17 protein-coding genes are annotated in these 21988 nt (G+C 61.0%); 1 reads left to right on the top strand and 16 read right to left on the bottom strand.

All coding sequences use genetic code 11. From position 1 onward, the window contains the following. Positions 1–49: 49 nt before the first annotated feature. Entirely contained in the window at positions 50–448 is a 399-nt protein-coding gene (locus OC71_RS04485; protein WP_041064859.1) for a DUF4440 domain-containing protein, read from the bottom strand. Next, the gene (locus tag OC71_RS04480; protein ID WP_041064856.1) at positions 445–1815 is read right to left on the bottom strand and encodes an MFS transporter; all 1371 of its coding nucleotides are present in this window, start codon (positions 1813–1815) and stop codon (positions 445–447) included. Before OC71_RS04480 ends, OC71_RS04485 begins: the two co-directional genes overlap by 4 nt. 109 nt (positions 1816–1924) lie before the next feature. Between OC71_RS04480 and OC71_RS04475 the strand changes: the two genes are divergently transcribed. Continuing rightward, positions 1925–2806 carry a LysR family transcriptional regulator gene (locus OC71_RS04475; protein ID WP_041064853.1) on the top strand — a complete coding sequence of 294 codons (882 nt, stop codon included), beginning with the start codon at positions 1925–1927 and terminating at the stop codon, positions 2804–2806. Between the two features lie 100 nt (positions 2807–2906). Here the strand turns inward: OC71_RS04475 and OC71_RS04470 are convergent, their stop codons facing one another. From OC71_RS04470 to OC71_RS04405, 14 genes are all read right to left on the bottom strand, one after another. Next, a complete protein-coding gene (locus OC71_RS04470; RefSeq protein WP_041064850.1) occupies positions 2907–3731 on the bottom strand; it encodes an SDR family oxidoreductase in 825 nt (274 codons plus the stop codon). A gap of 37 nt (positions 3732–3768) precedes the next feature. Further along, on the bottom strand, positions 3769–4233 hold the full coding sequence (locus OC71_RS04465) for a hypothetical protein (protein WP_041064846.1): 465 nt from the start codon (positions 4231–4233) through the stop codon (positions 3769–3771). A 234-nt stretch (positions 4234–4467) separates the two neighbouring features. After that, complete coding sequence (locus OC71_RS04460) at positions 4468–5919, bottom strand: mannose-1-phosphate guanylyltransferase/mannose-6-phosphate isomerase (protein ID WP_041064843.1); 1452 nt, start codon at positions 5917–5919, stop codon at positions 4468–4470. Positions 5920–6130: 211 nt separating this feature from the next. Then, positions 6131–6787, bottom strand: coding sequence for an alginate O-acetyltransferase AlgF (locus tag OC71_RS04455; protein WP_041064839.1), 657 nt, complete (start codon positions 6785–6787; stop codon positions 6131–6133). Positions 6788–6802: 15 nt separating this feature from the next. Further along, positions 6803–7975 carry an alginate O-acetyltransferase gene (locus OC71_RS04450; RefSeq protein ID WP_041064836.1) on the bottom strand — a complete coding sequence of 391 codons (1173 nt, stop codon included), beginning with the start codon at positions 7973–7975 and terminating at the stop codon, positions 6803–6805. Positions 7976–7985: 10 nt separating this feature from the next. Continuing rightward, complete coding sequence (locus tag OC71_RS04445) at positions 7986–9551, bottom strand: MBOAT family protein (RefSeq protein ID WP_041064833.1); 1566 nt, start codon at positions 9549–9551, stop codon at positions 7986–7988. A 322-nt stretch (positions 9552–9873) separates the two neighbouring features. Continuing rightward, entirely contained in the window at positions 9874–10986 is a 1113-nt protein-coding gene (locus tag OC71_RS04440; protein ID WP_041064830.1) for a mannuronate-specific alginate lyase, read from the bottom strand. A gap of 8 nt (positions 10987–10994) precedes the next feature. Further along, positions 10995–12455 carry an alginate O-acetyltransferase gene (locus OC71_RS04435; RefSeq protein WP_041064828.1) on the bottom strand — a complete coding sequence of 487 codons (1461 nt, stop codon included), beginning with the start codon at positions 12453–12455 and terminating at the stop codon, positions 10995–10997. A gap of 10 nt (positions 12456–12465) precedes the next feature. After that, positions 12466–14052, bottom strand: a complete 1587-nt coding sequence (gene algG, locus OC71_RS04430; RefSeq protein ID WP_041064886.1) for a mannuronan 5-epimerase AlgG — start codon at positions 14050–14052, stop codon at positions 12466–12468. A 26-nt stretch (positions 14053–14078) separates the two neighbouring features. Continuing rightward, complete coding sequence (locus tag OC71_RS04425; RefSeq protein ID WP_041064826.1) at positions 14079–15560, bottom strand: alginate export family protein; 1482 nt, start codon at positions 15558–15560, stop codon at positions 14079–14081. Next, positions 15557–17068, bottom strand: coding sequence for an alginate biosynthesis TPR repeat lipoprotein AlgK (gene algK / locus OC71_RS04420; protein WP_177327903.1), 1512 nt, complete (start codon positions 17066–17068; stop codon positions 15557–15559). Before algK ends, OC71_RS04425 begins: the two co-directional genes overlap by 4 nt. 9 nt (positions 17069–17077) lie before the next feature. Beyond that, positions 17078–18247: an alginate biosynthesis protein Alg44 gene (locus OC71_RS04415; protein WP_041064824.1), complete on the bottom strand. Its 1170-nt coding sequence runs from the start codon at positions 18245–18247 to the stop codon at positions 17078–17080. Between the two features lie 35 nt (positions 18248–18282). Beyond that, on the bottom strand, positions 18283–19764 hold the full coding sequence (alg8, locus tag OC71_RS04410) for a glycosyltransferase family 2 protein (protein WP_217436834.1): 1482 nt from the start codon (positions 19762–19764) through the stop codon (positions 18283–18285). 196 nt (positions 19765–19960) lie between these two features. Continuing rightward, the gene (locus OC71_RS04405; RefSeq protein WP_041064820.1) at positions 19961–21277 is read right to left on the bottom strand and encodes a nucleotide sugar dehydrogenase; all 1317 of its coding nucleotides are present in this window, start codon (positions 21275–21277) and stop codon (positions 19961–19963) included. Between the last annotated feature and the right edge of the window lie 711 nt (positions 21278–21988).

The raw sequence follows: 21988 nt of genomic DNA, 5'->3' as shown, positions 1-21988 counted from the left end.
TGCTACGCAGCCGAGCGGGAGCAAGCTCCCTCGCCACAATGGGATTCCATCAGCCTTGGCAAGACGTCTCCTGCAAATGCCGCCACAACACCCGCCCGTCTTCGCTCTTTTCAAACACCACCGTAGACCGGCGATCGGTGTGCAACCCGCTCGCATCGCTCTGCTTCTCGCGATAACTCAACGTCGCGCCATGCGCATGCAGGGCAATCCCGCGCAGCTCACTGAGCTCGATCCGGAACCCGGGCTTCTTCCCGCCTGCTGGCTGAAACAGCCCGCGCAAGGCTTCGAGATCCAGCACCCGGCCCAGCGGCGTGACCATGGAAAAATCCGTGGAGAACCGGCTCAGCAAACGCGCCAGTTCCGCCGAATCCTGCTCCACGGCAAACCAGCGTTCGATGACCAGGTGGGCCTGGATCACTTCATCAAAATATTCGTTGTAGTCAATCATGTGGATTTTTCCTGAAGGGAAGGTGGGCTCAGAAGGGCGAGCACTTTGCTCGCATCGAAACGCAGCACCGGGACCATTGGCAACAGCGTCAGCACAGCGGCGGCGAGAAAGCAGTAGCGGAAACCGTCGCCGCCCAATGCGCCCAACAGCGAACTGAGCAGCGCGGCGCCAAGACAGAAACCGAGCTGGCGATTGATGTTCCACAGCGCGCTGGAGTGGGCCATTTTTTCCGGCGCGATGCCGACAAATGCCAGGGTCTGCGCGGTTACGCTGCACAGGCTGCCGCCCAGTCCCATCAAGGCATAGGCGATGATCAACGGCGCGGCGGTGGGCTGCTCGATGCGCATCAACAAGACAATGCCCAGACATTGCAAAAGCATTCCGGCGATCAGCAACGGTTTGGGGCCGATGCGGTTGAAACTGCGTTTGCCGAGCATGATCGCCACGCCCGAGGCAGCAGCCCAGGACAGCATCAGCGCACCGGTTTGCGCGGCGCCGAAGCCGAGGTCATGCAGGTACAACACGGCAATCATGTTGGTGCCGGTAAACACCCCGGGCACAAACAGATAAATCAGCATTGCCAGGCGCAACGACGGACTCTTGAGTAGTTGCAGGTCGAGCACCGCGTCGGGTTTGTGCCAGCCATCACGCAGGTATAGCCATAAGGTGATGGCGCCGATCAACAGCACGCCGCCCGCAAGATGTCGGGTCGTGGGCGCGCTCGCCAGACTCACGGCCATCAACAACAGACTCAGGGTTGCCACCGCCAGCAGCAGGCCGCGTACGTCCAGCGTCGGACGCTCGGTGGTGGGTTGATCCGCTTGCAACCACAACAGACCCAATGCGAACACGAGCAGCGCCAGCGGCATGTTCAGGTAGAAAATCCAGCGCCATGACAAGGCCTCGACGATCAGGCCGCCCGCCGCCGGCGAGAGGGCTGGCACCAACAGCGCGACCAGCAACACCACACCAGTGAGGTGTGCCCGCTGCGCCGCCGGGAATTGCCGATACGCCAGGGCCTGCCCGATCGGCAGCAACAATCCGCCGCCGAGCCCTTGCAGCAGTCGCCAGCCGATCAGGCTTTCAATCGATCCGGCCTGGGCCACCAGGCCCGAGGCGATGCCGAACAGCAGCAGCGAACCGAGAATCAGCCGGCGCTCGCCAACCCGCGCCGCCAGCCACACGCTCAGCGGAATGATCAGCGTCAGCCCGAGCATGTAGGCGTTGGTGATCCACGCCAATTGCGTCACCGATGCCTGTAATTCCCGGGCGATGTCCGGATAGGCAATGCTCGCGGCGAACATGTTCAGCAGGTCGAGGGCGAACCCGGACAAATACACCAGCGCGACTTTCGAGCGATAGGCCATGGCAGCTTCCCTGTGATGAGGCGTGCAGGGTAGGGCGGTTCGGACGTTAGGAAAACGCGGGTTTGCCTGCTAGTTTGTCAAAATTATTTTGACAGGAAGTGCGCCGGAGATGGTCAGCCTGGACCGTTTTGACACCTTCAAAGCCGTGGTCGAGGCCGGGTCACTGACGGCCGCCGCCGATACCTTGGGCCAGACCCGCGCCGTGGTGAGCTTCAACCTCAAGCGCCTGGAAGAGGAATTGGGAGTCACGCTGCTCACGCGCAACACCCGGCAACTGGCCCTGACCGATGCCGGCGAGCGCTTTTATCGCCGCTGTCTGCGCACCCTCGACGAAGCACGATTGGCGATCGAGGAGGCGCGCTCCGAGCATGCGCAACTCAAGGGCACGTTGCGCATCACCACCACCGTGGAATTCGCCTTGGCTCAGGTGGTGCCGGCGCTGGAGGTGTTTCGTCAGCAACAGCCGCAACTGAACATTCATTTGTCGACGTCCTCGACCCACGCCGATCTGATCTCCGAACGCTTTGACCTGGCGATTCGCCTGGGCCGGATGCACGACTCCAGTCTGCGCGCGGTGCAGTTGTCGACGTTCGAAGTATTTGCAGTGGCGGCGCCGCAACTGGTCCAGCGCTTCGCGCCGGTCGCCACGCTGGCGACGCTGGAGTCGATGCCGACGCTGGGCCATGGCCGCGTCCCGGAAATGACCGTCACCGACCCGGCGGGTACCGAGCATGTTTACCAGCCCAAACCGGGGACTACCGCCATCGTCGCTGACAACTCGGCGACGCTGCGAGCGTTTGCGTTGACCGGGCAAGGCGTGGCGATTCTGCCGCAGTGGCTGATTCAGGATGATCTGCAGGCGGGGCGATTGGTGCGGTTGTTGGCCGATTACCGTTTTGCTCAGCAGGGGGTGTATGCGCTGTACCCGGATACCCGGCATTTGCCGCTGAAGGTGCGGGCGTTCATTGATTTCATGAAGGGCTGGGGCTGAGTGTTGGCTGATCTGGCCCCTTCGCGAGCAGGCTCGCTCCCACATTAGGAATGCATTCTCCTGTGGGAGCGAGCCTGCTCGCGAAAGCGTCAACCCGGTCTCAGAGCTTTGCGCGCAACCCGAACCGCCGCATCAACGTCGACTCCAGCAACCCCTTGGGCAACACCATCGCCAGCAACGGCAACGCCCGGCTGCCATTACCCAGGCGGATCAGTCGTGGCGGTGTGCTTTGTTGCACAGCCTTGAGCAACTCAGCCGCAAACTCACTGGCCGGGGTCGGCTTGTCCTGCGAGGCCTTGGCCCGCGCACGAATCCCCTCACGCAACGGAAACCACGGTGATTGCTCGTTGATCAGTTGCTCCGCTTCATGCCCGGCATTCTTGGCGAAGCTCGACTGAATCGCCCCAGGCTGGACCTCCATCACGCGGATACCGAACGGCGCCAGCTCCATGCGCAGCGCATCGCTCAGCGCATGCACCGCGGCTTTCGAGGCGCAGTAGGCGCCGGCGAACGGCGTGACCAGTACCCCTGAGACACTGCCGATGTTCACCACCAGGCCCTTGGCCCGGCGCAGTACCGGGAACAGTGCGCGAGTCACGCCGACAATCGAGAACACGTTGGTTTCGAACTGGCGCTGCATGGCCGGCACGCCGCCGTCGAGCAGCGGCCCCATGGCGCCATAACCGGCGTTGTTGATCAGCACATCGAGGCCGCCGTGTTGCTGGTTGAGGCGTTCGGCGAGCTGTTCCAGCGCCACGTTGTCATTGACGTCCAGCGCAATGGCGGTGAACCCGGCAGCGGTGAGGGCCGCGACATCTTCGGTTTTGCGCGCAGTGGCCCAGACTTCGTAGCCGGCGGCTTTGAATGCATCGGCGAGGGCGCGGCCAATGCCGCTGGAGCAACCGGTAATCAACGCAACGGGCATGGCGCATTCCTTGTGCAAAAAAAGCTGGGGAGAAGGATCAGTCGGAGAAACTGCCCTGCAAACGCTCGGCGCGAAACTCCAGGGTTTGTGGGCGATAACCGGGGCGCAGCGGAGGCAGCGGCAGGCAGTCTTCCCAGTCGCCACCGGCCTGCAGTTCGCCGGGGCCGCGATAGCGCGGGGCGGTGTATTGGTTGTCGGCCAGATTGACCGTGTCGCCGGGCGCGTAGGCTGCAATGCGCCAGCGTAATTCGGTCAGCGGCACGTCGTTGCCGTTTTTCATTTTCAGTTGCAGCGGACGATCCGCCGGGCATTGTTCAGGCGCATAGACAATGCGCATCTCCAGACGCGCCAGTTGCTTGAGCTCGCGGTTGTCCAGCCACACCACCCAGACCGCGACCAATCCCAAACCAATGGCAGCCGCGACAGATACCGGCACAGCCTTGGCCGGATAGCGCAGCAACAGGATCAGCCAGGTAATGACCAGCAAGACGCCGATGAACATGTCGCACAACCTCGCAGGAATAGAGGGGCATCCTACCTAAGCGTAGGTGAGGTTGGCGATGGGCAGGGTAAAGTCAAAAGATCGCAGCCTGCGGCAGCTCCTACAGTTGGAACGCGTTTTCCCTGTAGGAGCTGCCGCAGGCTGCGATCTTTTGCTTCTAAAAAAAGCCCCCGCCCAACCCAATGCGGATAGGGGACGCAGCGGGCTGGACGGGGGCTTCTTATTGCCGGGAGATCACTGCGCGATGGTTTTCACCGACACGCCGCGTTCGATCGGGGTGGAGCGACCGTAGATATCTTCGAATCGTTCGATATCGTCTTCACCCAGGTACGAACCCGACTGCACTTCGATGATTTCCAGCGGGATCTTGCCCGGGTTGCGCAGGCGATGCACCGAAGCGATCGGGATGTAGGTCGACTGGTTCTCGCAGAGCAGGAACACGTTGTCATCGCAGGTCACTTCGGCGGTGCCGCTGACCACGATCCAGTGTTCGGCGCGGTGGTGGTGCATCTGCAACGACAGGCACGCGCCCGGCTTCACCGAGATGTGCTTGACCTGGAAGCGGCCACCCATGTCCACCGAGTCATACGAGCCCCACGGACGGTAGACCTCGCAGTGGTTCTGGGTTTCGCTGCGGCCCTGCTCGTTGAGGGTGTTGACCATCTGCTTGACGCCCTGAACCTTGTCCTTGTGGGCGATCATCATCGCGTCTTTGGTTTCGACCACGACGATGTTTTCCAGGCCGATCACCGACACCAGTTTGCCGTTGCCGTGGATCATGCAGTTCTTGCTGTCCTGGATCACCACGTCGCCTTTGCTGACGTTGCCGTTGGCATCCTTCTCGTTGACTTCCCACAGCGACGACCAGCAACCGACATCGCTCCAGCCGGCGGTCAGCGGCACCACGCAGGCGCGTTGGGTTTTTTCCATGACGGAGTAGTCGATGGAGTTGTCCGGGCAGCAGGCGAAGGTGGCTTCGTCGAAGGTGATGGTGTCGGCGTCCTGCTGGCTGCGCTCGAGGGTCAGCAGGCAGGTGTCGTAGATGTCCGGATCGTGCTTTTTCAGCTCTTCGAGGAAGCGGCTGGCGCGGAACAGGAACATGCCGCTGTTCCAGTAGTAGCCGCCGGATTCGACGTATTCGGTGGCGCGTTTGACGTCAGGTTTCTCGACGAAGTGCGAAACGCGGCTGACGCCTTCGGGCAGCAGCGAGTCGCCGGTGGATTTGATGTAGCCGTAGCCGGTTTCCGGTTTGGTCGCCGGCACGCCGAACAGCACCATCTCGCCGTTTTCGGCGGCGACGGTGGCCAGGGCCAGGGCGCGTTGCAGGGCTTTCTGGTCTTCCAGCACGTGGTCGGCCGGCAGCACCAGCATCAGTTCGTCACGCCCTTCATTGACCAGCATCATCGCGGTCAGCGCTACCGCCGGCGCGGTGTTGCGGCCAAACGGTTCCATGAGGATGCGCTGGCATTCGAGATTACGGTTGGCCAACTGTTCGTTGACAATGAAGCGGTGATCCTTGTTGCAGACCACGATCGGCGTGTCCATACCTTCGAACACCAGGCGCTCCAGGGTTTGCTGGAACAGCGTGTGTTCACCGGTCAGGGCCAGGAATTGTTTAGGAAATTGCTTACGCGAAAGCGGCCAAAGACGTGAACCGCTACCACCTGACAAGATCACCGGAATCATGTTGTTTACTCCATAAAAATCGATTGGTTAGAGGCACGAACGTTGTGTCGTTTCACTCTTGTTGTTGTCTCGTATCCGAACTCTTGCCTCGGTCCCTGTGGGAGCCTGGCTTGCCAGCGATGGCATCACCTCGGTGTATCTGCAGAACCGAGGTGTCTGCATCGCTGGCAAGCCAGCTCCCACAGGAGGCCGGGTCAGTTCATGAAATGTGTTAGCGCGTCGACACCGGGCGTTTTACCCAGACTGGCGACAGGCTGCTGCCGGAGCCGGTGACGTACAGCACCGCGGCTTCACCACGCTCCAGCGCGACCGGTTTCACGTCGCCGACTTTCTTGTCGCCTTCGTACAGCGCCAGGCTGACTTTCACCGGGTTGATTTCACGTTCGCCACGGCCCTTGGCAGCCACGTTCGGCACCACCTCGGTCTTGCCGTCGGCGGTCTTCAGGGTCAGCGGCTTGTCGCTGAGGTTCTGCACGCGCACCAGGGATTTCTGCTTGTTCTTGAACGGCGGTTCTTCGATCAGTTGCGGTGCGCCGGACGCGTTGTTGACCAGGGTGTAGTAGTGGTCACCGGCCAGTTTGACCGGCAGGGTCTGGCTGCCGACTTTGGCGCTGTAGTCGCCGCCCGGCATGAAGCTGAAGTCGCTGCTGGCCAGTGGCGCAACGTCGCTCAGGTTGGTGCTGCCGACGGTGGCGCTGACTTCGGCGTTGCTGGCGTTGTAGACCCGCACGAAGGTCGAGCCTTTCGGTGCGGTCGGGCCGTACAGCGCGGCGTCGCCACCGGCGAAAGCCTGGACGGAAAGCACGCTGAGGCCTGCAACCAGTGCGAAGCGTTTGGCGAGACGACGAGGAGTAGTAGTGAAAGTCATGGTGTTACCTCTCTTTCAGTTTTGCGCCCGATCGGGCGTCTCGGATTTAGTGTTGATGGCTACGTTTTGTTGGCGAGCACCGGCTTGTTTGAGCTCTGCGACCCACTGCGGGTCGGCGTCGCCGATTTCGTTGTTCACAGGCAGATATCGTTCAGGAAACTCCCAGATCAGCACCTGCGGCGGGCTGTTCTTGAAGTCATCGCTTTTCAGGTAGCTGAGCATCGGCAGGATCGGGCCGTGGCCGTCCTCGGCGTAATTCACGACGTCGCTGTGCAGCGCTTGTTTCAGCGCCCCGACGAAGTTCCAGTTGGGGTTGGCGCTGTAGCTGGTGCCGATCAGTGCGACCGGGACTTCGTTGCTGGCGAACAGCGCGTCGTCACCGGCCGGTTGCTCGGCGGCCACGGTGTTGCGCTTTTGCAGCGGCTCTTGCGCCGGCATCAGGTTTTCGAACAGCGGATCCAGCGGCAGGAACAGACGCAGGTCGCCCTTGTGCGTGACCCTTTCCGCTGGCGTGGTGACAAAGCGCTGCGGCTCGCCGCTGAGCGGGAACTTGTCGGCGATGGTCTTGGCCAGGGTGTTGGCCGCAATCTCGGCGCCTTCCGGGGTCCAGTGGGTGTCGGTGCGCAGGAACACTTGCTGACCGTTTTGCTTGGCCTGTTGCAGCGGGCCGAGCAGGTCCGGGGCGAGGATCTTGTCCGCCGCGACACGGGCGTGGAAGTCCTGATAAAGGTTGGCGTGAATGCTCGCCGGTTTCACTTCACCCAGGTGTTCCGGGTACAGGCGCACCTTGGCCGGCACGATCGCCATCACCAGTTTCACGCCTTTCTCTTTCAGGGTCTGACGCACGCCTTCGACCAGCGCGTAGTTGCCTTGCAGGTTCAGCTCTTCGTTGACGATCGGGTTAAATTCCTCGTCGCTGTACAGCCACTGATCGCGACCAAGCACTACGCCCGGACGCCCTTCGTTGAACAGTTTGAAATCCAGCGCCGCCCAGAGGTTGGTGCCCAGTCGCTTGATCGGAAACTGATCGTCGTAGTGGGTTTCCACGGCTTTGGTCCAGCGACCGTTGAGCACCGTCGCGTCGGCATTGGTGTTGAAGCCGAAGAAGCTGCGCACCGACCACAGACCGAGCACCAGCAGGGTCAGCAGAAACAGCGCGATGTAGAAGATGCGTAATGAGCGGGTCATGTCAGATCCCTCAGAACTGGAAGTAAAGGAACGGCGAGAAGCTTTGCGCCGAGAGTTTGAGAATCGAGGCGATGAACAACAGCAGGATCAGCCCGCGCATCACGTAGCGCGACCAGTCCGCCGTCCAGTACGCCGGTTGCACCTGGGCTTCGACGCCGACGGTGTAGCCAGGCTCATGGATGTTCGCCGGGTTTTCGCCAGGCGCGGCTTTGATCATGCCCGGGGTCGCGGTGGCAGGGCCGTTGGCCTCGACGTTGACTTCAGGTTTGCTCTTCACCGGAGGCTGATTGGTGTACAGATCACGCAGGCCGAAGAACGCCAGCGTTGCGTACGCCACCACCAGCGTTGCCACTTGCAGACCGGTGAGGCTGGCGCGGTTGAGTTCTGACAGCGACCAGTCGCTGAAGCTAAACATCGCGCCGTACATGCGCCCGGCGACGTGCAGGTTTTCGGCACGGAAGATCACCCAGCCCATCACCACCAGCAGGAAGGTCAGCGCCCAGCGGATCGGGTTGAGGCTGCGCGGCGAGGTGTTGATGCCGAGCATTTTTTCGATCGCCAGCCACATGCCGTGCCAGGCGCCCCAGACGATGTAAGTGATGTTCGCGCCGTGCCACAGACCACCCAGCAGCATGGTCAGGAACAGGTTGCGGTAGGTCATCAGCGTGCCTTTGCGGTTACCGCCGAGGGTGATGTACAGGTAGTCACGCAGCCAGGTCGACAGGCTGATGTGCCAGCGACGCCAGAACTCGGTGATCGACTGGCTGATGTACGGCTGCTTGAAGTTTTCCATGAAGCGGAAACCCATCATCAGGCCCAGACCGATGGCCATGTCGCTGTAACCGGAGAAGTCGAAATACAGCTGCGCGGTGTACGCCAGTGCGCCCAGCCAGGCATCCCCGGTGGTCGGGTTTTGCAGGGCGAAGCAATGGTCGGCGACCACCGCGAGGGTGTCGGCGATGAAGACCTTCTTGATGAAACCCTGCATGAACCGCGTGCAGCCTTCGGAGAACTTGTCGAGGGTGTGGGTGCGGTTGTTGAACTGGTCGGCGAGGTCGCGAAAGCGCAGGACCGGGCCGGCAATCAGGTGCGGGAAGATCGCCACGAACGCCGCGAAGTCGATCAGGTTGCGCGTGGCCGGGGTATCGCCGCGGTACACGTCGATGATGTAGCTGATCGACTCGAAGATATAGAACGAGATACCGATCGGCAGCAGCACGTGGGTCAGGATGAACGGCTCCAGACCGAACGAGGTCATGATCGCGTTGATGCTGTCCACGCCGAAGTTGGCGTACTTGAAGTAGCCGAGGATGCACAGGTCGACCGCGACGCCGAGCAGCAGCCAGCGCTGCGCCGGTTTGGTACGCACGCCGGCGGCACCGACTTTCAGGCCGATCCAGTAGTTCCACAGGGTGACGCCGGCGAACAACGCCAGGAAGTCCACCCGCCACCACGCGTAGAACACGTAGCTGGCGATCAGCAGCAACAGGTTGCGATAGCGTTGCCCGCTCAAGTAGTACAAGCCGAGAAAGATCGGCAAGAACAGAAACAGGAACACGTTGGATGAAAATACCATCCCGATCTCTCCATGTTTGAACCAACAGTCAAGGGCCAAAGCCCCCCCAAACCCCCCGTGCTATTGGAGGGGTGATGCGTGTTTCTTTCAGGGTTGCGGAGGGACTTGAAATCTTTCCCTCACCCCCCGCCCTCTCCCGGAGGGAGAGGGAGCCTGATCTCTGGCGCTGCCAATATCGAGATCGACTCGGTATTTCTGTGCAGCCTGATCTCGATTGTTTTTCAACACCTGAGATCGACTCGATGTATCAGGTCGGCGGATTTCTCAAAAACACCTCGGTCAGTCCCCTCTCCCTCCGGGAGAGGGTTAGGGTGAGGGGCTTTTAGCCCTTCTCGTGGGACGGGTCGTAGACCTTGGTCAGGTCGCCGCCGAGGCGGAAGGTCTTGAACGGTTGCATGCCGTGCTTCTTCTCGATCACATCCGCCGGGCAGGTGTAGAGGGTGCAGAACGGTTCGAGCCAGGCGAATTTCATGTCCTCTTTCAGGTCGGTCATGTCCTGCTCTTTGCCGTTCTTATTCTCGAACTGATCCGGGTCTTTCACCCCGGCCAGCACCCGGTCACCCAGACGCTTGAGCGCGCTGTTGTTTTCCTGACGCAGATCGACACCGTTGACCTGGGCGAAGCTGGCGATCATCGCCAGTGGCGGCAGGGCGTAGTTGTGATAGGCGAGGGCGCGTTGCTGACGCTTGAGTTCGTTGGGCAGGAAGCCGTCGGCATCGACTTGATTGACCCCGACCTTGTATTCCTTGACCGCCCAATCAAACAGGTCGCGACGGTTGGTGGCGATCGAGGTCGCCATCACCGACCACGCGGCCCAGTACGAGTGGTTGTTGGTTTTTTCCAGCGGCAGGTTGTCCCAGTCGCTGACCACCTGATCGGCCATCTTGCTGAACCACGCCTCGATCTGCTGCGCTTCTTGCTGATGCGTGGCCAGCGGATGCGAGTCGGAGAACTTCAGGCGAATGTACGACGAGGCCATGCTGCCCAGCGCCCATTTGCGCATCGACTTGCCGGTGTGGTTGAAGTCTTTCGACATCAACGCATCGGCCTTGGCCCACGCGGTCAACCAGTTGAGCGTGCAGTCGAGCTGCTCCGGACGACCGTCGCGCATGAACTGCATGACGCGTTTGGCGGTGCCGCGCTCCAGCGTGGTGATGTCCTTGGTGGTGTCGCGGAAGGCTTTTTCCGACTGCACGTTCAGGGTCGCGCGGGCCTTGTCCGAGCCTTCGTATTTGCTGCGAAATTGCAGCGGTCCGGTGTACGGCGCCGGCATCGCATCGCAGCCTTCGCTCTTGTCGCCGGACTTGAATTTATCCACCGGGGCGAAGTAGCCCTGCGGCGGGCGCAGTGGCGCGGCGGCCTGAGTGGCCCCGGCGAACATCGCCAGGGTCAGCAGGGATGGCGCAAGCAGGTGTTTGATCGTTCGATTTCGCATAGCAGACCTCATTGCCCGAGCTGAGCGGTTTGTGGCCCAGCGCCCGGGAATACGTTGCGTTTGCAGATTTTCGCTTCGACTTTTTGCGGCGCAGTACCCGCTTCCGGGCCCTGGACTTCGACTGCCAGCAGATTTTGCGAGGCCCAGTCTTCGTCCGTGCGCAGCTCAAAGGCGAAACGACCGTCGGTGTCGGAGGTTTCCGGTTTCTCGATCTTGATGTCCTCGTGGCGACCGTTCATGTACCAGAGGGTGGCTTGCAGGGTTTTCACCGAGGTGTCGGCGAAGCGGATGTCGACCTGATGGCTGCTGTTCTGCAGGTTCAGGTTCTTGCTGTTGACCAGCAGTTCCTGTTTGCCGCCAGGCTTGAGCGTGGTGCTGGCGGACATTTGCGCGTCTTTGCCTTCGCAGCCGTTGTCGAGCAGCGACATCATCTGGCGGTAGATGGTCTCCTGGTCGAGACGGTACAGCGGCGAGAATTCCCAGATCAGAATCTTCGGCGGGGTCTTCTGGAATTCGTCGCTACCGAGGTACTGCAGCATCGAACCTTCGAGACCACCGCCGGGGAAGGCGACGTTGAGGATGTCGGCGCCGATTGCCTCTTCGAGGAAGCCGGCGAAGTTGTAGTTCTTGCCGCTGTGCGAGGTGCCCACGAGGGTGATTTGCGGGTTGCCGGAATCACCGAACAGGTCGCCGTCACCGGCCTCGCCTTTTGGCTCGGTGGTGAACTGGTCCATGTACTGGATCGCGTAACTGGTGCCGCACAGTTGCCCGGCCATGTTGTGCAGGGTGCCGGTCTTGCCCATGCGCCCGGTGCGCTTGGTCTCGAATTCACGCTTGGGAATGTCGGCGAAGGCCGGGATCTGCTTGACCTTCTCGGCGACGATTTTCGCTGTGCGCTGAGCACCGTATGGCGTCCAGTGCTGGTCGCCACGGAAGTAGAAATCGTGGGCGGGCAGGGTGTCCGGCAGCGATTCGTTGGTCAGCGGCGACAGGTCCGGTACCACGTAACCCATCTTGGCGAAACGGCCGAGCATGGTCTTGTAGTTGCCCAGCGCTTTCTCGTAATCGAACGCGGCTTTTTCCTGCGGGTTGAGCTTGTTGCGGTTCACCAAACCACGGGTCGGCTGATAGACGATCACCAGTTCGACGCCTTTGGCCTTGAACGCATCGTGCAGCTGTTGCAGGCGTTTGTAGCCGGCCGGGGTGGTGTTGAACTCGGTGCGCAGATCTTCCTGGGTACGGAACAGCCAGTCGCCCTGCGCCTGCACCAGGGTGGTGAAGTTCTGCTGATAACGCGTGGTGTAGTTCTTCGCGTCGTGCGCGGCCGGGCACAGGTTGCAGCACGGTTCGGCGCTGAATTTTGGTGCGGTGGCGCCCGCCGCTTCATCGGCGCGGGCAGCATTGCTGGCCGCCAGAATGCCCACGGTCAGGGCCGACAGGCTGAGTAATTTGATCAAGTGTGGGTGCATAAAATTATCCTCAGTCCCGCAGTTCGGTCTGGCGTTCGACAGGGTCGATCAGTACGGCTTTCTGCTGGCGTACCAGCAGGTCGAGAATTTCATCCTGGCGCTCACCGAGGATGCCGTTGAAGCTGATGCCGCTGGATTTGGTCGGCGCCAGCATCGATACGCGATACAGCTCGACGCTCAACGGCGAGTCGATGGCCATCGGGCCGCTGCCGTTGGCCGCCAGTTCACCGCCAACCACGATCAGCGAGACCTGGGCGTCGAACGGGTCGAGCTTGATGTCTCGGTCGGTGTCGGTCAGGTCCTTGATGTGGCCGTAGACGCCGGTCAGCCCGTTGGCCATGGCGACGTTTTCGTAGAGGCGGATGTTCACGCTGTTACGAATGCGGATGCCGTGGCGCTTGTTGCTGATGACCTTGTTGCCCCACAGCAGGTTGTCGGCGGACTCGTAGAGGGTGATGCCGTCCGTGTGGTTCTTGTAGATCTCGTTGTAGGCGATGATGTTGTTGACGCTGTTACGGTCGATCACCAGGCCCGAGAGGTGGTTGTCGTAGCTCTTGTTGTTGAAGATGAAGCTGTCGTTCACTTCACGGGAAATGATGATGCCGTGCTTCTTCTTCGTACCGTGGACGGTGTTCTCGGCAATGATCAGACCGTGGGAACGGTCGTGCGGGTCGATGCCGTAGACGATGTTGTCCTTGTAGGTGTTGCCCTTGACCACGAAGTCGCGGGTCTCGTAGCAGTAGAAGCCGTACCACATGTCGGAGAACTCGGAGCCGACGATCCAGCCGGTCGGCTCTGGACGCTTGAGGACCTTGGCCATGTTCGGCGTGTACTGGGAAATACTCACCCCGTACGACTTACTGTTGGCGTAACCGAAACTGGCCATCTTGCTGTTGACGATGTAGGTCTCGGTGCCGCCCCAGGCCAGCAGGAACGGACGGAATTCCTTCGGCGAACGGAAGGTCGCCGGGCCGTTGTCCTTCTCGCGCCAGCCAGTGACTTTGGTGTCACGCACGAACAGCTGACCGTCGTTGACCAGGAACGAACCAGCCTCTTGCGACAGGCGCAATTCCTGGGTCTGGCCGTCGATTTCGAGGATGCCTTTACGGCCCACCACGATCGGCAGCTTCGCCAGGTACACGCCCGGCGAGGTCTCGCTGAAGTACTGCTTGGGCAGCTTCTGCGCCAGGTCCTTGAGGTTCAGGTAACCGTCGTCGACGAAGATCGCCTGCGGGATACCGTGCTGACGCACCACCCATTCAGCCATCTTGTTGTCGCCGCCGATGAAGTCCTTCAGGGCGTCTTCCTGCATCATCCGGCGCACGCTGATCTTGCCCGGTTTGCTGCGGTTGATCTTCGCAGCGGCAGCCTCGGCGGTGAAGCCGGACAGGTCGGGCAGTTTCGGCTTGGCCAGTTCCAGCGCCTCGGTCGGCGCGCTGCTGACGGTGTAGGTCTTGGCTTGTTGCAGCTCTTTGGCGGTGGTCACCGGCTTGCCCTGTTGAGGCACGGCCGGTTCCACCGTGGCGAACGCGCCAGCGGAGGCCAGCAGCATGGCGCCGGCCAACAGGCTGAGCGAGCCTTTCCTTGCGTGGTGCATGTCGGGCACTCCCTTGGCGGTTTGCATCAGAAGCGCCAGATCACGTCGATGAACGCGCGGTGCATGTACGAATCGACCTGGCTGCCATAGGCATCACCCGGCTTGAACACACCGCCACGGAAACGCACCAGCGCCGACGGCTCGTCGATCGACTGGCTCAACGCCGCCGGCAGCAAGCCTTGCTTGAAGTACTTGGTCACCACCAGGTCCATTTCCTGACCCAGGTCCTTGTTGCCATCCTGCAGCGGCAGCGAGGTGCTGGAGAGGATCGCGCCGGTGACGTCGTCAGTGTTGTTTTCCACGGCGTTGATGCCGTTGCTGCCCACCGGCTTGTTGCCGTCCACGCGCCAGAACTTGTGGTAAATCACGCTGGCGTCGTACTGGTCGTTGAGCATCCACGAACCGAACAGGGTGGCGGTCTGCATGTTGTTCATTTCGCCGCGGAACGCTTCGCCGAAACGGTGCACGCGCGAGCGGGTACCGGTGTAGTTGGAGCGGTTGCTTTCCAGACCGTTCTGCTGGTAATCGGCGCTGGCGCGGGCGTAGGCCGCACCGACCTGCCATTGCGGATCGAGGCGCAGACGCACGCCAAGGTCGGTGGCCCAGCCGTTGATGTCATCACTGCGCTTGGCTTGCGCCGGACGGCTGCCATCGGCGTTCAGCGGGTTGACCGAATCGAGGTCGCCGCTCATGCCAGTGATGCTGCCCCAGTAGTTGACGGTGTTGGTGTTGCGCCAGTTGTAGGCGTCGCTGTCGGCGGTCAGACCGAGCCAGCTGATGTCGCCGTTCTGGGTTTTGTCGAGGGTGTCGCGGGGCACGCCCGGTTCGGCGTAATCGAGCTTGCCGTTGTCGTGGGTGTGATGACCGCGAATGCCGACCCAGTTACCCGGTGTCCACTGGTAGGCGGCATCGGCGTAGGCGTGCAGGCGATCCTTGTCTTTCGGCGCCAGCTCTTTGAGGTCAGTGCGGTATTCGCTGAAGCGTTCGGCAACACCGACATTGGCGCGCAACAGGGTGGTGTCGAAGGTCCAGTTCAGCGCTTCGATGTTGGTGTCGCGCCATTGGCCGTCGTCATTGCGCAGACGCTGGCGACCGAACTTGAGCATCTCGCCGGGGTACGGCGTCAGGCCGCTGTAGCCGACCCAGAACTCGCGCATCGCCAGGTAGTTTTTCTTGGTTTTGCGATCACTGTTGTCGGTGGTTTGTTCACCGTCGGACTGCTGCAGGGTGTCGGTCTCGATGATGTCGGTCGAGGTCACGGCCTGACCCATGGCGTAGGCGCTCCACGCGCCGCTTTCGCCGTAGATCCATGGACGCAGGTCCAGGCCCACACCGTTGACGTCGCCACCGCTGGCGGTGCCGAGGTCGCGGTCGTCTTCGGACTGGCCGGTGATTTTCACTTCCAGACCGAAGTTCTTGGTTTCCGTGATCGCGGCCAGTGTCGGGCAAGACCAGATCAGCGCGAACGTGAGGCCAATGCCGGCCTTCACAAAGGGATTCAACTTCATAGGGATTCCTCGCCGTCTTCTTCTTGCAGGGCGTGCAGTTGCAGCGTGTTCTGGTTCAGGGCGCCACGGCTGGCCTGTTCCTGTTGCAGCAGGCGCTGGGCTTCGGCCAGACGCTCGGGCGGCAATTGCGCTGCGAGGGTGGTCGCCAGTTCATCGGCTTGCGGGGTGTTCTGCGCCTTGGCCAATTGGCTGAATACATAGGCGTTGAGCGGATCGGGCTTGGTACCCTTGCCTTGGGAAAACAGTTGGGCGATGGCGAAATCGGCGCTGTTCTGGCCATTGCGCGCAGCGGTCAGCAGGTGGTCGAGAGCCTTCTGCGGATAGACCTTGCCCAGGTAACCACGGCGATAAATCTGGCCGAGGTAGTAGTCGGCGGCGACTTCGCGGCCGACGGCTTTCTGGAAGTGTTCTTCGGCGACTTTCGCGTCGGCCGGCACCAGTTTGCCTTCGTAGTAGAGCTTGCCCAGCAACAGTTCGGCGCGCGGCTGGTCGGCGGCGCGGCCGTTGTCCAGGTACTTCATCATCTGATCGACGTCGCCCAGTTCCGGGAAGTCGTAGAGCAGTTGCGCGAGGGTCACCCACGACGCCGGGTAGCCCGGTGCGATCGGTTCGAGCAGCGACTGCGCGGTCTTCTCGTCGGTTTTGCCGAGGGTCGAATCGGCCAGCACGCGGGCCACCGAATCGACGCGCTGCGCGCTGACCGTGCCGCGGCTGTAACCGGCCTGCATCTGCTTGAGCAGCGCGGCCTGTTGCTCCGGCTGGGCGCGTTTCTGATAGACCGTGGCCAGTTCGACGTAGCAGATGTCGGTGGTGTTGAGCGCGGCCTTGCAGATCTTTTCCACGTCATCCAGATGCTGGTCGTAAGTGCCTTGGGTGCGATACAGCAGCACTTGCGCCAGACCCGCTTCCGGGTAGCCGGATTTGCGCCACTGATCGATCTGCTGCTGCGCGTTGATGTTCGGGAAGCTGTGCGGGAATTGCAGGTACAGCATCGCCAGCGGGATCAGCGTGTTGCCTTCGCCATTGGCGGCGGCTTTTTTCAGCAGACTTTCGGCTTCGTGGTGCTCGGCTTCGGTGGAGCCCGGTTTGGCCACCAGCAGGCGACCGAGACGGGCCTGAGCCCGTGGCGACACGTCGGCGGCGGCGCGGTAGGTCGCTTCGGCCTGTTTGATCTGCTCGGGGTCGCGGCTGTCGACCTGGATATCGGCGAGACCGACTTGCGCCTCGCTGTAACCCAGATCGGCCAGTGCGCGGTAGTTCTGCGCGGCGGTGGCGGTGTCGCCACGCTTGAGCGCTTCGTTGGCCAGGCGTTGGTCGGGCAGGCCGGCGCAACCGGCCAGACTCACCGCCAGCGCCAGCGAGCACACCATATGACCTTTGTGGGAGCTGGCTTGCCAGCGATTCAGGCGGCTCGGTGTGTCAGACAGACCGCGTTGATCCAATCGCTGGCAAGCCAGCTCCCACAGGGATCGCGGTGTTCTCAGGAGACTGATGATAGTCACAGGCATGTCCTCGACTTAAAGACCGGCAGCCATGGCTTTGTCGATCAGCCAGTTCAGGTTCGGGCCACGGTCGCTGTTCACTTCTACCGGACGGCCGGCGAAGCTGCTGTCCAGCGGCTCGTCCGGCTGGATCTGCACGCGGATGTCGGAGGACAGGTCGGCGCTTTTCAGGCTGGTGCTGCTGACGATCTTGCCGGTGCGGGTCTGGTCTTCGCCGGCGATCTGGAAGCTTACTGGCGTACCCGGGCGCACGTCGCCGAACTGGCGATAGGAGAAGCGTGCATCGACGGTGGCCTGTGTATTGCGCGGTACCAGGGTGAATATCACGTCGCCCTTGCTTGCGTACTGACCGTCAGCCACCAGTTGCTGGGCCACGGTGCAATCGCACGGCGAGGTCAGGGTGCCGGTCATTTGCTTGCCGAACAGTTCTTCCACCTTGGCCGGTTGCAACTGGTCTTCGTCCAGATGGCCCTTGAGCACGTCGAGCATGCTGGTGCTGAAGGTCGCCAGCGGCGCGCCTTTGGCGGCCACGCCGTCGGACTTGACCAGGCTCTGCACGGTGCCGTCACGCGGCATGGTGATGTTCATCCCCGGCACGCTGACCAGACCGGCTTGCGCATGGCTGACGAAGTACATGCCGTACACCGACTTGAAGACGAAACCGAACGCGACCAGACCGATGGCGAAAATGCCGGCGCTGAAAGTCACGGCTTTCAGACGCCCGAACGGGGTCATGCCGCTGCCGCCGTCCTTGACCTTGCGCGCCTTGGTGAAGTTGTCGCGCTGCAGGGTCGCCAGCACTTCACCCATGCTGACGATGTCGCCGGCCAGGTGCGAAGTGATCAGGTGACGCAAGGTCGAGATGTCCTGTGGTTCCAGGTTCTGGAACTGGCAACCGGCGCGGCCGCTCTGGCGATCATAGGAGCGCACTTGCAGTTCGACGTCCATGGCCAGGCCGAGGTTGTCGATCACGAATTGCAGGCGTGCCTTGTACACGTCGCCGGTCTTGAGCGGCAGTTGTCCGGCGTTGAACGCCAGACCACCGGCGGACAGGTCCAGGACCCGCGCCTCGACCGGCGTCCGGTCCGGGCCGAAGAAGCGCAGTTTGGCCGGGATTTTCACTCGGGCGTGCTGACGCTGGGCTTCGGATTCATGCACTACGTTGGCGTTGACGGCGGTATTCATGGGGGCGATTTCCTTGTTAATTCAATAGGGGCAGGTCAGACCATCATCAGCAGCACGGCGACGAAAATGCTGCCGGCGGAGAAGGTCATGGTCCGAGACGACCAGGTGTTGAACCAACGTTGAAAGCTGGCGAGATCACGGGTCAGGGAAGTGGGTTGGCGCGTCCAGGATTGCTGGTCGAGGCGGAAGAACACGTAGATCTTCACCAGCGCACCGACGATCTGGTTGTAATACAGAATCACGGGATAGGCCGGGCCGATCCGGTGACCGGAGCACGACAGCAGCAAGGTCAGAATCAGGCGGGTGATACCGATCCACAGCAGGTAGGCGAGGATGAACGCGCCGCCGTACTTGAAGCTGGCGATGATCGCCACGGTCAGGCCCAGCAGCGAGGTCCACATCGATACGCGCTGGTCGAACAGCACCACCGAAGTGAAGGCGCCGAGGCGTTTCACACCCAGGCCCAGCGCTCGCGAGTTCTGGCGCAGGTTGTTGCCGTACCAGCGGAACATCAGTTTGCGGCTGGCCTTGATGAAGCTCTTTTCCGGCGGGTGTTCAACGGTGTTGATCGCGGCGTCCGGCACGTAAAAGGTGTCGTAACCCAGGCGCATCAGGCTGAACCAGCTCGATTTGTCGTCACCGGTGAGGAACTTGAAACGCCCCAGGCGCCAGTGTTGCAGCGAGTCGCTTTCGACGTCAGCGATGAATTCCGGGTCGGTCACCACGGTGGCGCGGAACACCGACATACGCCCGGTCATGGTCAGCACGCGCTTGGACAGGGCCATCGAGCACATGTTGATGTGACGCTGGGCGAAACGCAGCTTGTGCCATTCGCTCATGATGTAGCCGCCGCGCACTTCGCAGAATTCGTTGGTGGTCAGGCCGCCGACATTGCCGAACAGCTGGAACCACGGCACGGTCTTGCGCACGGTGCCTTCACCGAGCACGGTGTCACCGTCGATCACGGCCACCACGGCGCGGTCGTCCGGCAGGTGACGGGAGATCGCGCGGAAACCGTAGGCCAGGCCATCACGCTTGCCGGTGCCGGGAATGCGCACGAAGTCGAGCTTCACCCGGTCTGGCGGATTCATCCGCGCCCACAGCGCCTTGACCAGCAGCTCATCGGACATTTCGACGATCGAGCAGACCACGGTGGTCGGCAGTTCGCAGTCGATAGCTTCGCGGATCACCGAGCTGTAGACCTGCGCGGTGGTGAGCGCGTCGATACGGAAACTGGTGACCATCAGAAACACATGCGACGGGTCCGCCGCTTTACCCAGCTTGCGCACTTTGCGGCGCAGGTGCGGGTAAACGATGTAGAGAAAAATCATGCCGCGCACAAAGTGCGTTGCACCCATCGAGTAGCGCCAGATACCCACGGCGCCAATCAGGAAAATAAAGTCCTTCGACTCGGAGTCGAATGTGGACGTGGGCAGCATCAAGGCCAGGCCCATCAATAAACTGAGGTAAAACAGCCAACCGGCGGCCTGAAGTAGGCCGTGCTTTAGCCTGTGCATAATCTGCATCCGTCTCTATCTCGGGCGAGCCTGTCGGGTGGCCCGATGGGGTTAAGGCAGGCATACAAAAACTTGCAAGGACATGTAGGAGCTGCCGAAGGCTGCGATCTTTTGATCTTTGCGGGTTCACTCAAGACTCAAGTGGCCGGGGTAAAGATCGCAGCCTCGTTTCACTCGTCAGCTCCTACAGGGCTGTTTACCAGCAGATACCTTCAGTGCGAGTACCTGGATTGGTGGCTTTGGCCATGAAGCCGACCAGGTCGATGACCTGTTTGCCTTGCGGTGCTTCCTGGGCCAGCGCGCGGAATTTCTCGTCGCGGTTGCCGAGGATGATCACGTCAGAGTTGTCGATCACCGAATCGAAGTCCGCGTTGAGCAGGGACGACACGTGCGGGATCTTCGACTCGATGTAGTCCTTGTTCGCGCCGTGAACACGGGCGTACTCGACGTTGCTGTCGTAGATGCTCAGGTCATAGCCCTTGCCGATCAGCATTTCGGCCAGTTCCACCAGCGGACTTTCGCGCAGGTCGTCGGTGCCGGCCTTGAAGCTCAGGCCGAGCAGGGCGACTTTGCGTTTGTCGTGGCTTTCAACGATGTCGAAGGCGTTCTGCACTTGTGATTCGTTGCTGCGCATCAGCGAGTTGAGCAGCGGAGCTTCGACGTCCAGCGAACCGGCGCGGTAGGTCAGGGCGCGTACGTCTTTGGGCAGGCACGAACCGCCGAAGGCGAAGCCCGGGCGCATGTAGTACTGGGACAGGTTGAGCGTCTTGTCCTGGCAGACCACGTCCATCACTTCACGACCATCGACGCCGACCGCTTTGGCGATGTTGCCGATCTCGTTGGCGAAGGTGACCTTGGTTGCGTGCCAGACGTTGCAGGTGTACTTGATCATCTCGGCGACCGCGATGTCCTTGCGGATGATCGGCGCGTCGAGTTCTTCGTACAGCGATTGCAGAACGTCGCCCGAGGCCTTGTCGAACTCGCCGATGACGGTCATCGGTGGCAGGTCGTAGTCCTTGATCGCGGTGGATTCACGCAGGAATTCCGGGTTGACCGCGACGCCGAAGTCGACACCGGCCTTCTTGCCCGAGCAGTCTTCGAGGATCGGGATGACCACGTTGGCGACGGTGCCCGGCAGCACGGTGCTGCGCACCACGATGGTGTGACGGGTGGATTTTTCACGCAGCACGAAACCGATCTCGCGGCACACCGCCTCGATGTAGTTCAGTTCCAGGTCGCCGTTCTTCTTGCTCGGTGTACCGACGCAGATCATCGACAGGTCGGTGTCACGAATTGCCTCGGCGAAGTTGGTTGTACCGCGCAGACGACCGGTCTCGATACCCTGGGCCAGAAGTTCGCCCAGACCCGGTTCAACAATCGGCGACTTGCCGGCGTTGATCATGTCGATCTTGTCTTTGGCAACATCGACGCCAACCACGTCATGGCCCCGTGCAGACAGGCAACCGGCACATACTGCGCCAACGTAACCCAAACCAAATATGCTGATGCGCATCGCAAATACCTCTGTGTTTTATCAAGCCATTAGATGGCCGGAGTTAATGGTGTTCAGCGGTCATAGTGCACTCGAAAGTGCGGCAAACAGGCGCCACAATGCCGTGTGCAGGCATACTAAGTTCCGAGTGTCTAAATAAGTGCACTCAAGATGTGCGCAACTAGGCCTGGTTGTTATGACTTGCCCTGTTATGCAGCGGATCTTCTTGCTGGAAGACTCTTGTGCATGTGTTCAGTCCACCTGATGTCGGACGAAAGGCCCGTAGATCAAGCGGTTGGGTGCTCAGGCGAGCACAATTACAGGGGCGCAGCCTTGGCCTTGTAGAGGATGTTTATGGTGCGTATCACCTATCCATCGTTAGTTGATCAGATGAGTGAACCATCTAGGCAAGTTGCTGTGACAACTTGGTTACATGGTTCTCCGCTCTGCGTAAGTTATCTCGTACAAACTCGGCGAGAATCGTTACCGGTGGTATGAGCTATGCATTTGGACATAGTTCCTACCCGCTCATCGCGAAATCTGAAATTTTTTGAAATATTGCCAAAGATGGCACTGGTCTCAATTTGATAGCACTTTCGATTTGGGCCTTTGTTAATCGGTGCGTAATTGAGCTAGATAGTTTTGTGCCACTACCGTAAAAAAATTTGCGTGCCACTACTGAAAAAAAGTGCGGCTGTCGAGTGAAACTAAAATTAGAATTGGGTGGGACGA

The organism is Pseudomonas sp. W15Feb9B, from assembly GCF_000828175.1.
GTDB lineage: Bacteria > Pseudomonadota > Gammaproteobacteria > Pseudomonadales > Pseudomonadaceae > Aquipseudomonas > Aquipseudomonas parakoreensis.
The sequence above is the reverse complement of the archived record's forward strand: the minus strand, read 5'-3'. Positions and strand labels throughout refer to the sequence as shown.

What these genes read in the sequence shown, in the direction of transcription:
- algG (WP_041064886.1), bottom strand. Translation starts at nt 14,052, where the DNA reads ATGCACCACGCAAGGAAAGGCTCGCTCAGCCTGTTGGCCGGCGCCATG.
- OC71_RS04455 (WP_041064839.1), bottom strand. Translation starts at nt 6,787, where the DNA reads ATGACTTTCACTACTACTCCTCGTCGTCTCGCCAAACGCTTCGCACTG.
- OC71_RS04480 (WP_041064856.1), bottom strand. Translation starts at nt 1,815, where the DNA reads ATGGCCTATCGCTCGAAAGTCGCGCTGGTGTATTTGTCCGGGTTCGCC.
- alg8 (WP_217436834.1), bottom strand. Translation starts at nt 19,764, where the DNA reads ATGCACAGGCTAAAGCACGGCCTACTTCAGGCCGCCGGTTGGCTGTTT.
- OC71_RS04460 (WP_041064843.1), bottom strand. Translation starts at nt 5,919, where the DNA reads ATGATTCCGGTGATCTTGTCAGGTGGTAGCGGTTCACGTCTTTGGCCG.
- OC71_RS04425 (WP_041064826.1), bottom strand. Translation starts at nt 15,560, where the DNA reads ATGAAGTTGAATCCCTTTGTGAAGGCCGGCATTGGCCTCACGTTCGCG.
- OC71_RS04485 (WP_041064859.1), bottom strand. Translation starts at nt 448, where the DNA reads ATGATTGACTACAACGAATATTTTGATGAAGTGATCCAGGCCCACCTG.
- OC71_RS04470 (WP_041064850.1), bottom strand. Translation starts at nt 3,731, where the DNA reads ATGCCCGTTGCGTTGATTACCGGTTGCTCCAGCGGCATTGGCCGCGCC.
- OC71_RS04440 (WP_041064830.1), bottom strand. Translation starts at nt 10,986, where the DNA reads ATGCGAAATCGAACGATCAAACACCTGCTTGCGCCATCCCTGCTGACC.
- OC71_RS04415 (WP_041064824.1), bottom strand. Translation starts at nt 18,247, where the DNA reads ATGAATACCGCCGTCAACGCCAACGTAGTGCATGAATCCGAAGCCCAG.
- OC71_RS04475 (WP_041064853.1), top strand. Translation starts at nt 1,925, where the DNA reads ATGGTCAGCCTGGACCGTTTTGACACCTTCAAAGCCGTGGTCGAGGCC.
- algK (WP_177327903.1), bottom strand. Translation starts at nt 17,068, where the DNA reads ATGCCTGTGACTATCATCAGTCTCCTGAGAACACCGCGATCCCTGTGG.
- OC71_RS04405 (WP_041064820.1), bottom strand. Translation starts at nt 21,277, where the DNA reads ATGCGCATCAGCATATTTGGTTTGGGTTACGTTGGCGCAGTATGTGCC.
- OC71_RS04465 (WP_041064846.1), bottom strand. Translation starts at nt 4,233, where the DNA reads ATGTTCATCGGCGTCTTGCTGGTCATTACCTGGCTGATCCTGTTGCTG.
- OC71_RS04450 (WP_041064836.1), bottom strand. Translation starts at nt 7,975, where the DNA reads ATGACCCGCTCATTACGCATCTTCTACATCGCGCTGTTTCTGCTGACC.
- OC71_RS04435 (WP_041064828.1), bottom strand. Translation starts at nt 12,455, where the DNA reads ATGCACCCACACTTGATCAAATTACTCAGCCTGTCGGCCCTGACCGTG.
- OC71_RS04445 (WP_041064833.1), bottom strand. Translation starts at nt 9,551, where the DNA reads ATGGTATTTTCATCCAACGTGTTCCTGTTTCTGTTCTTGCCGATCTTT.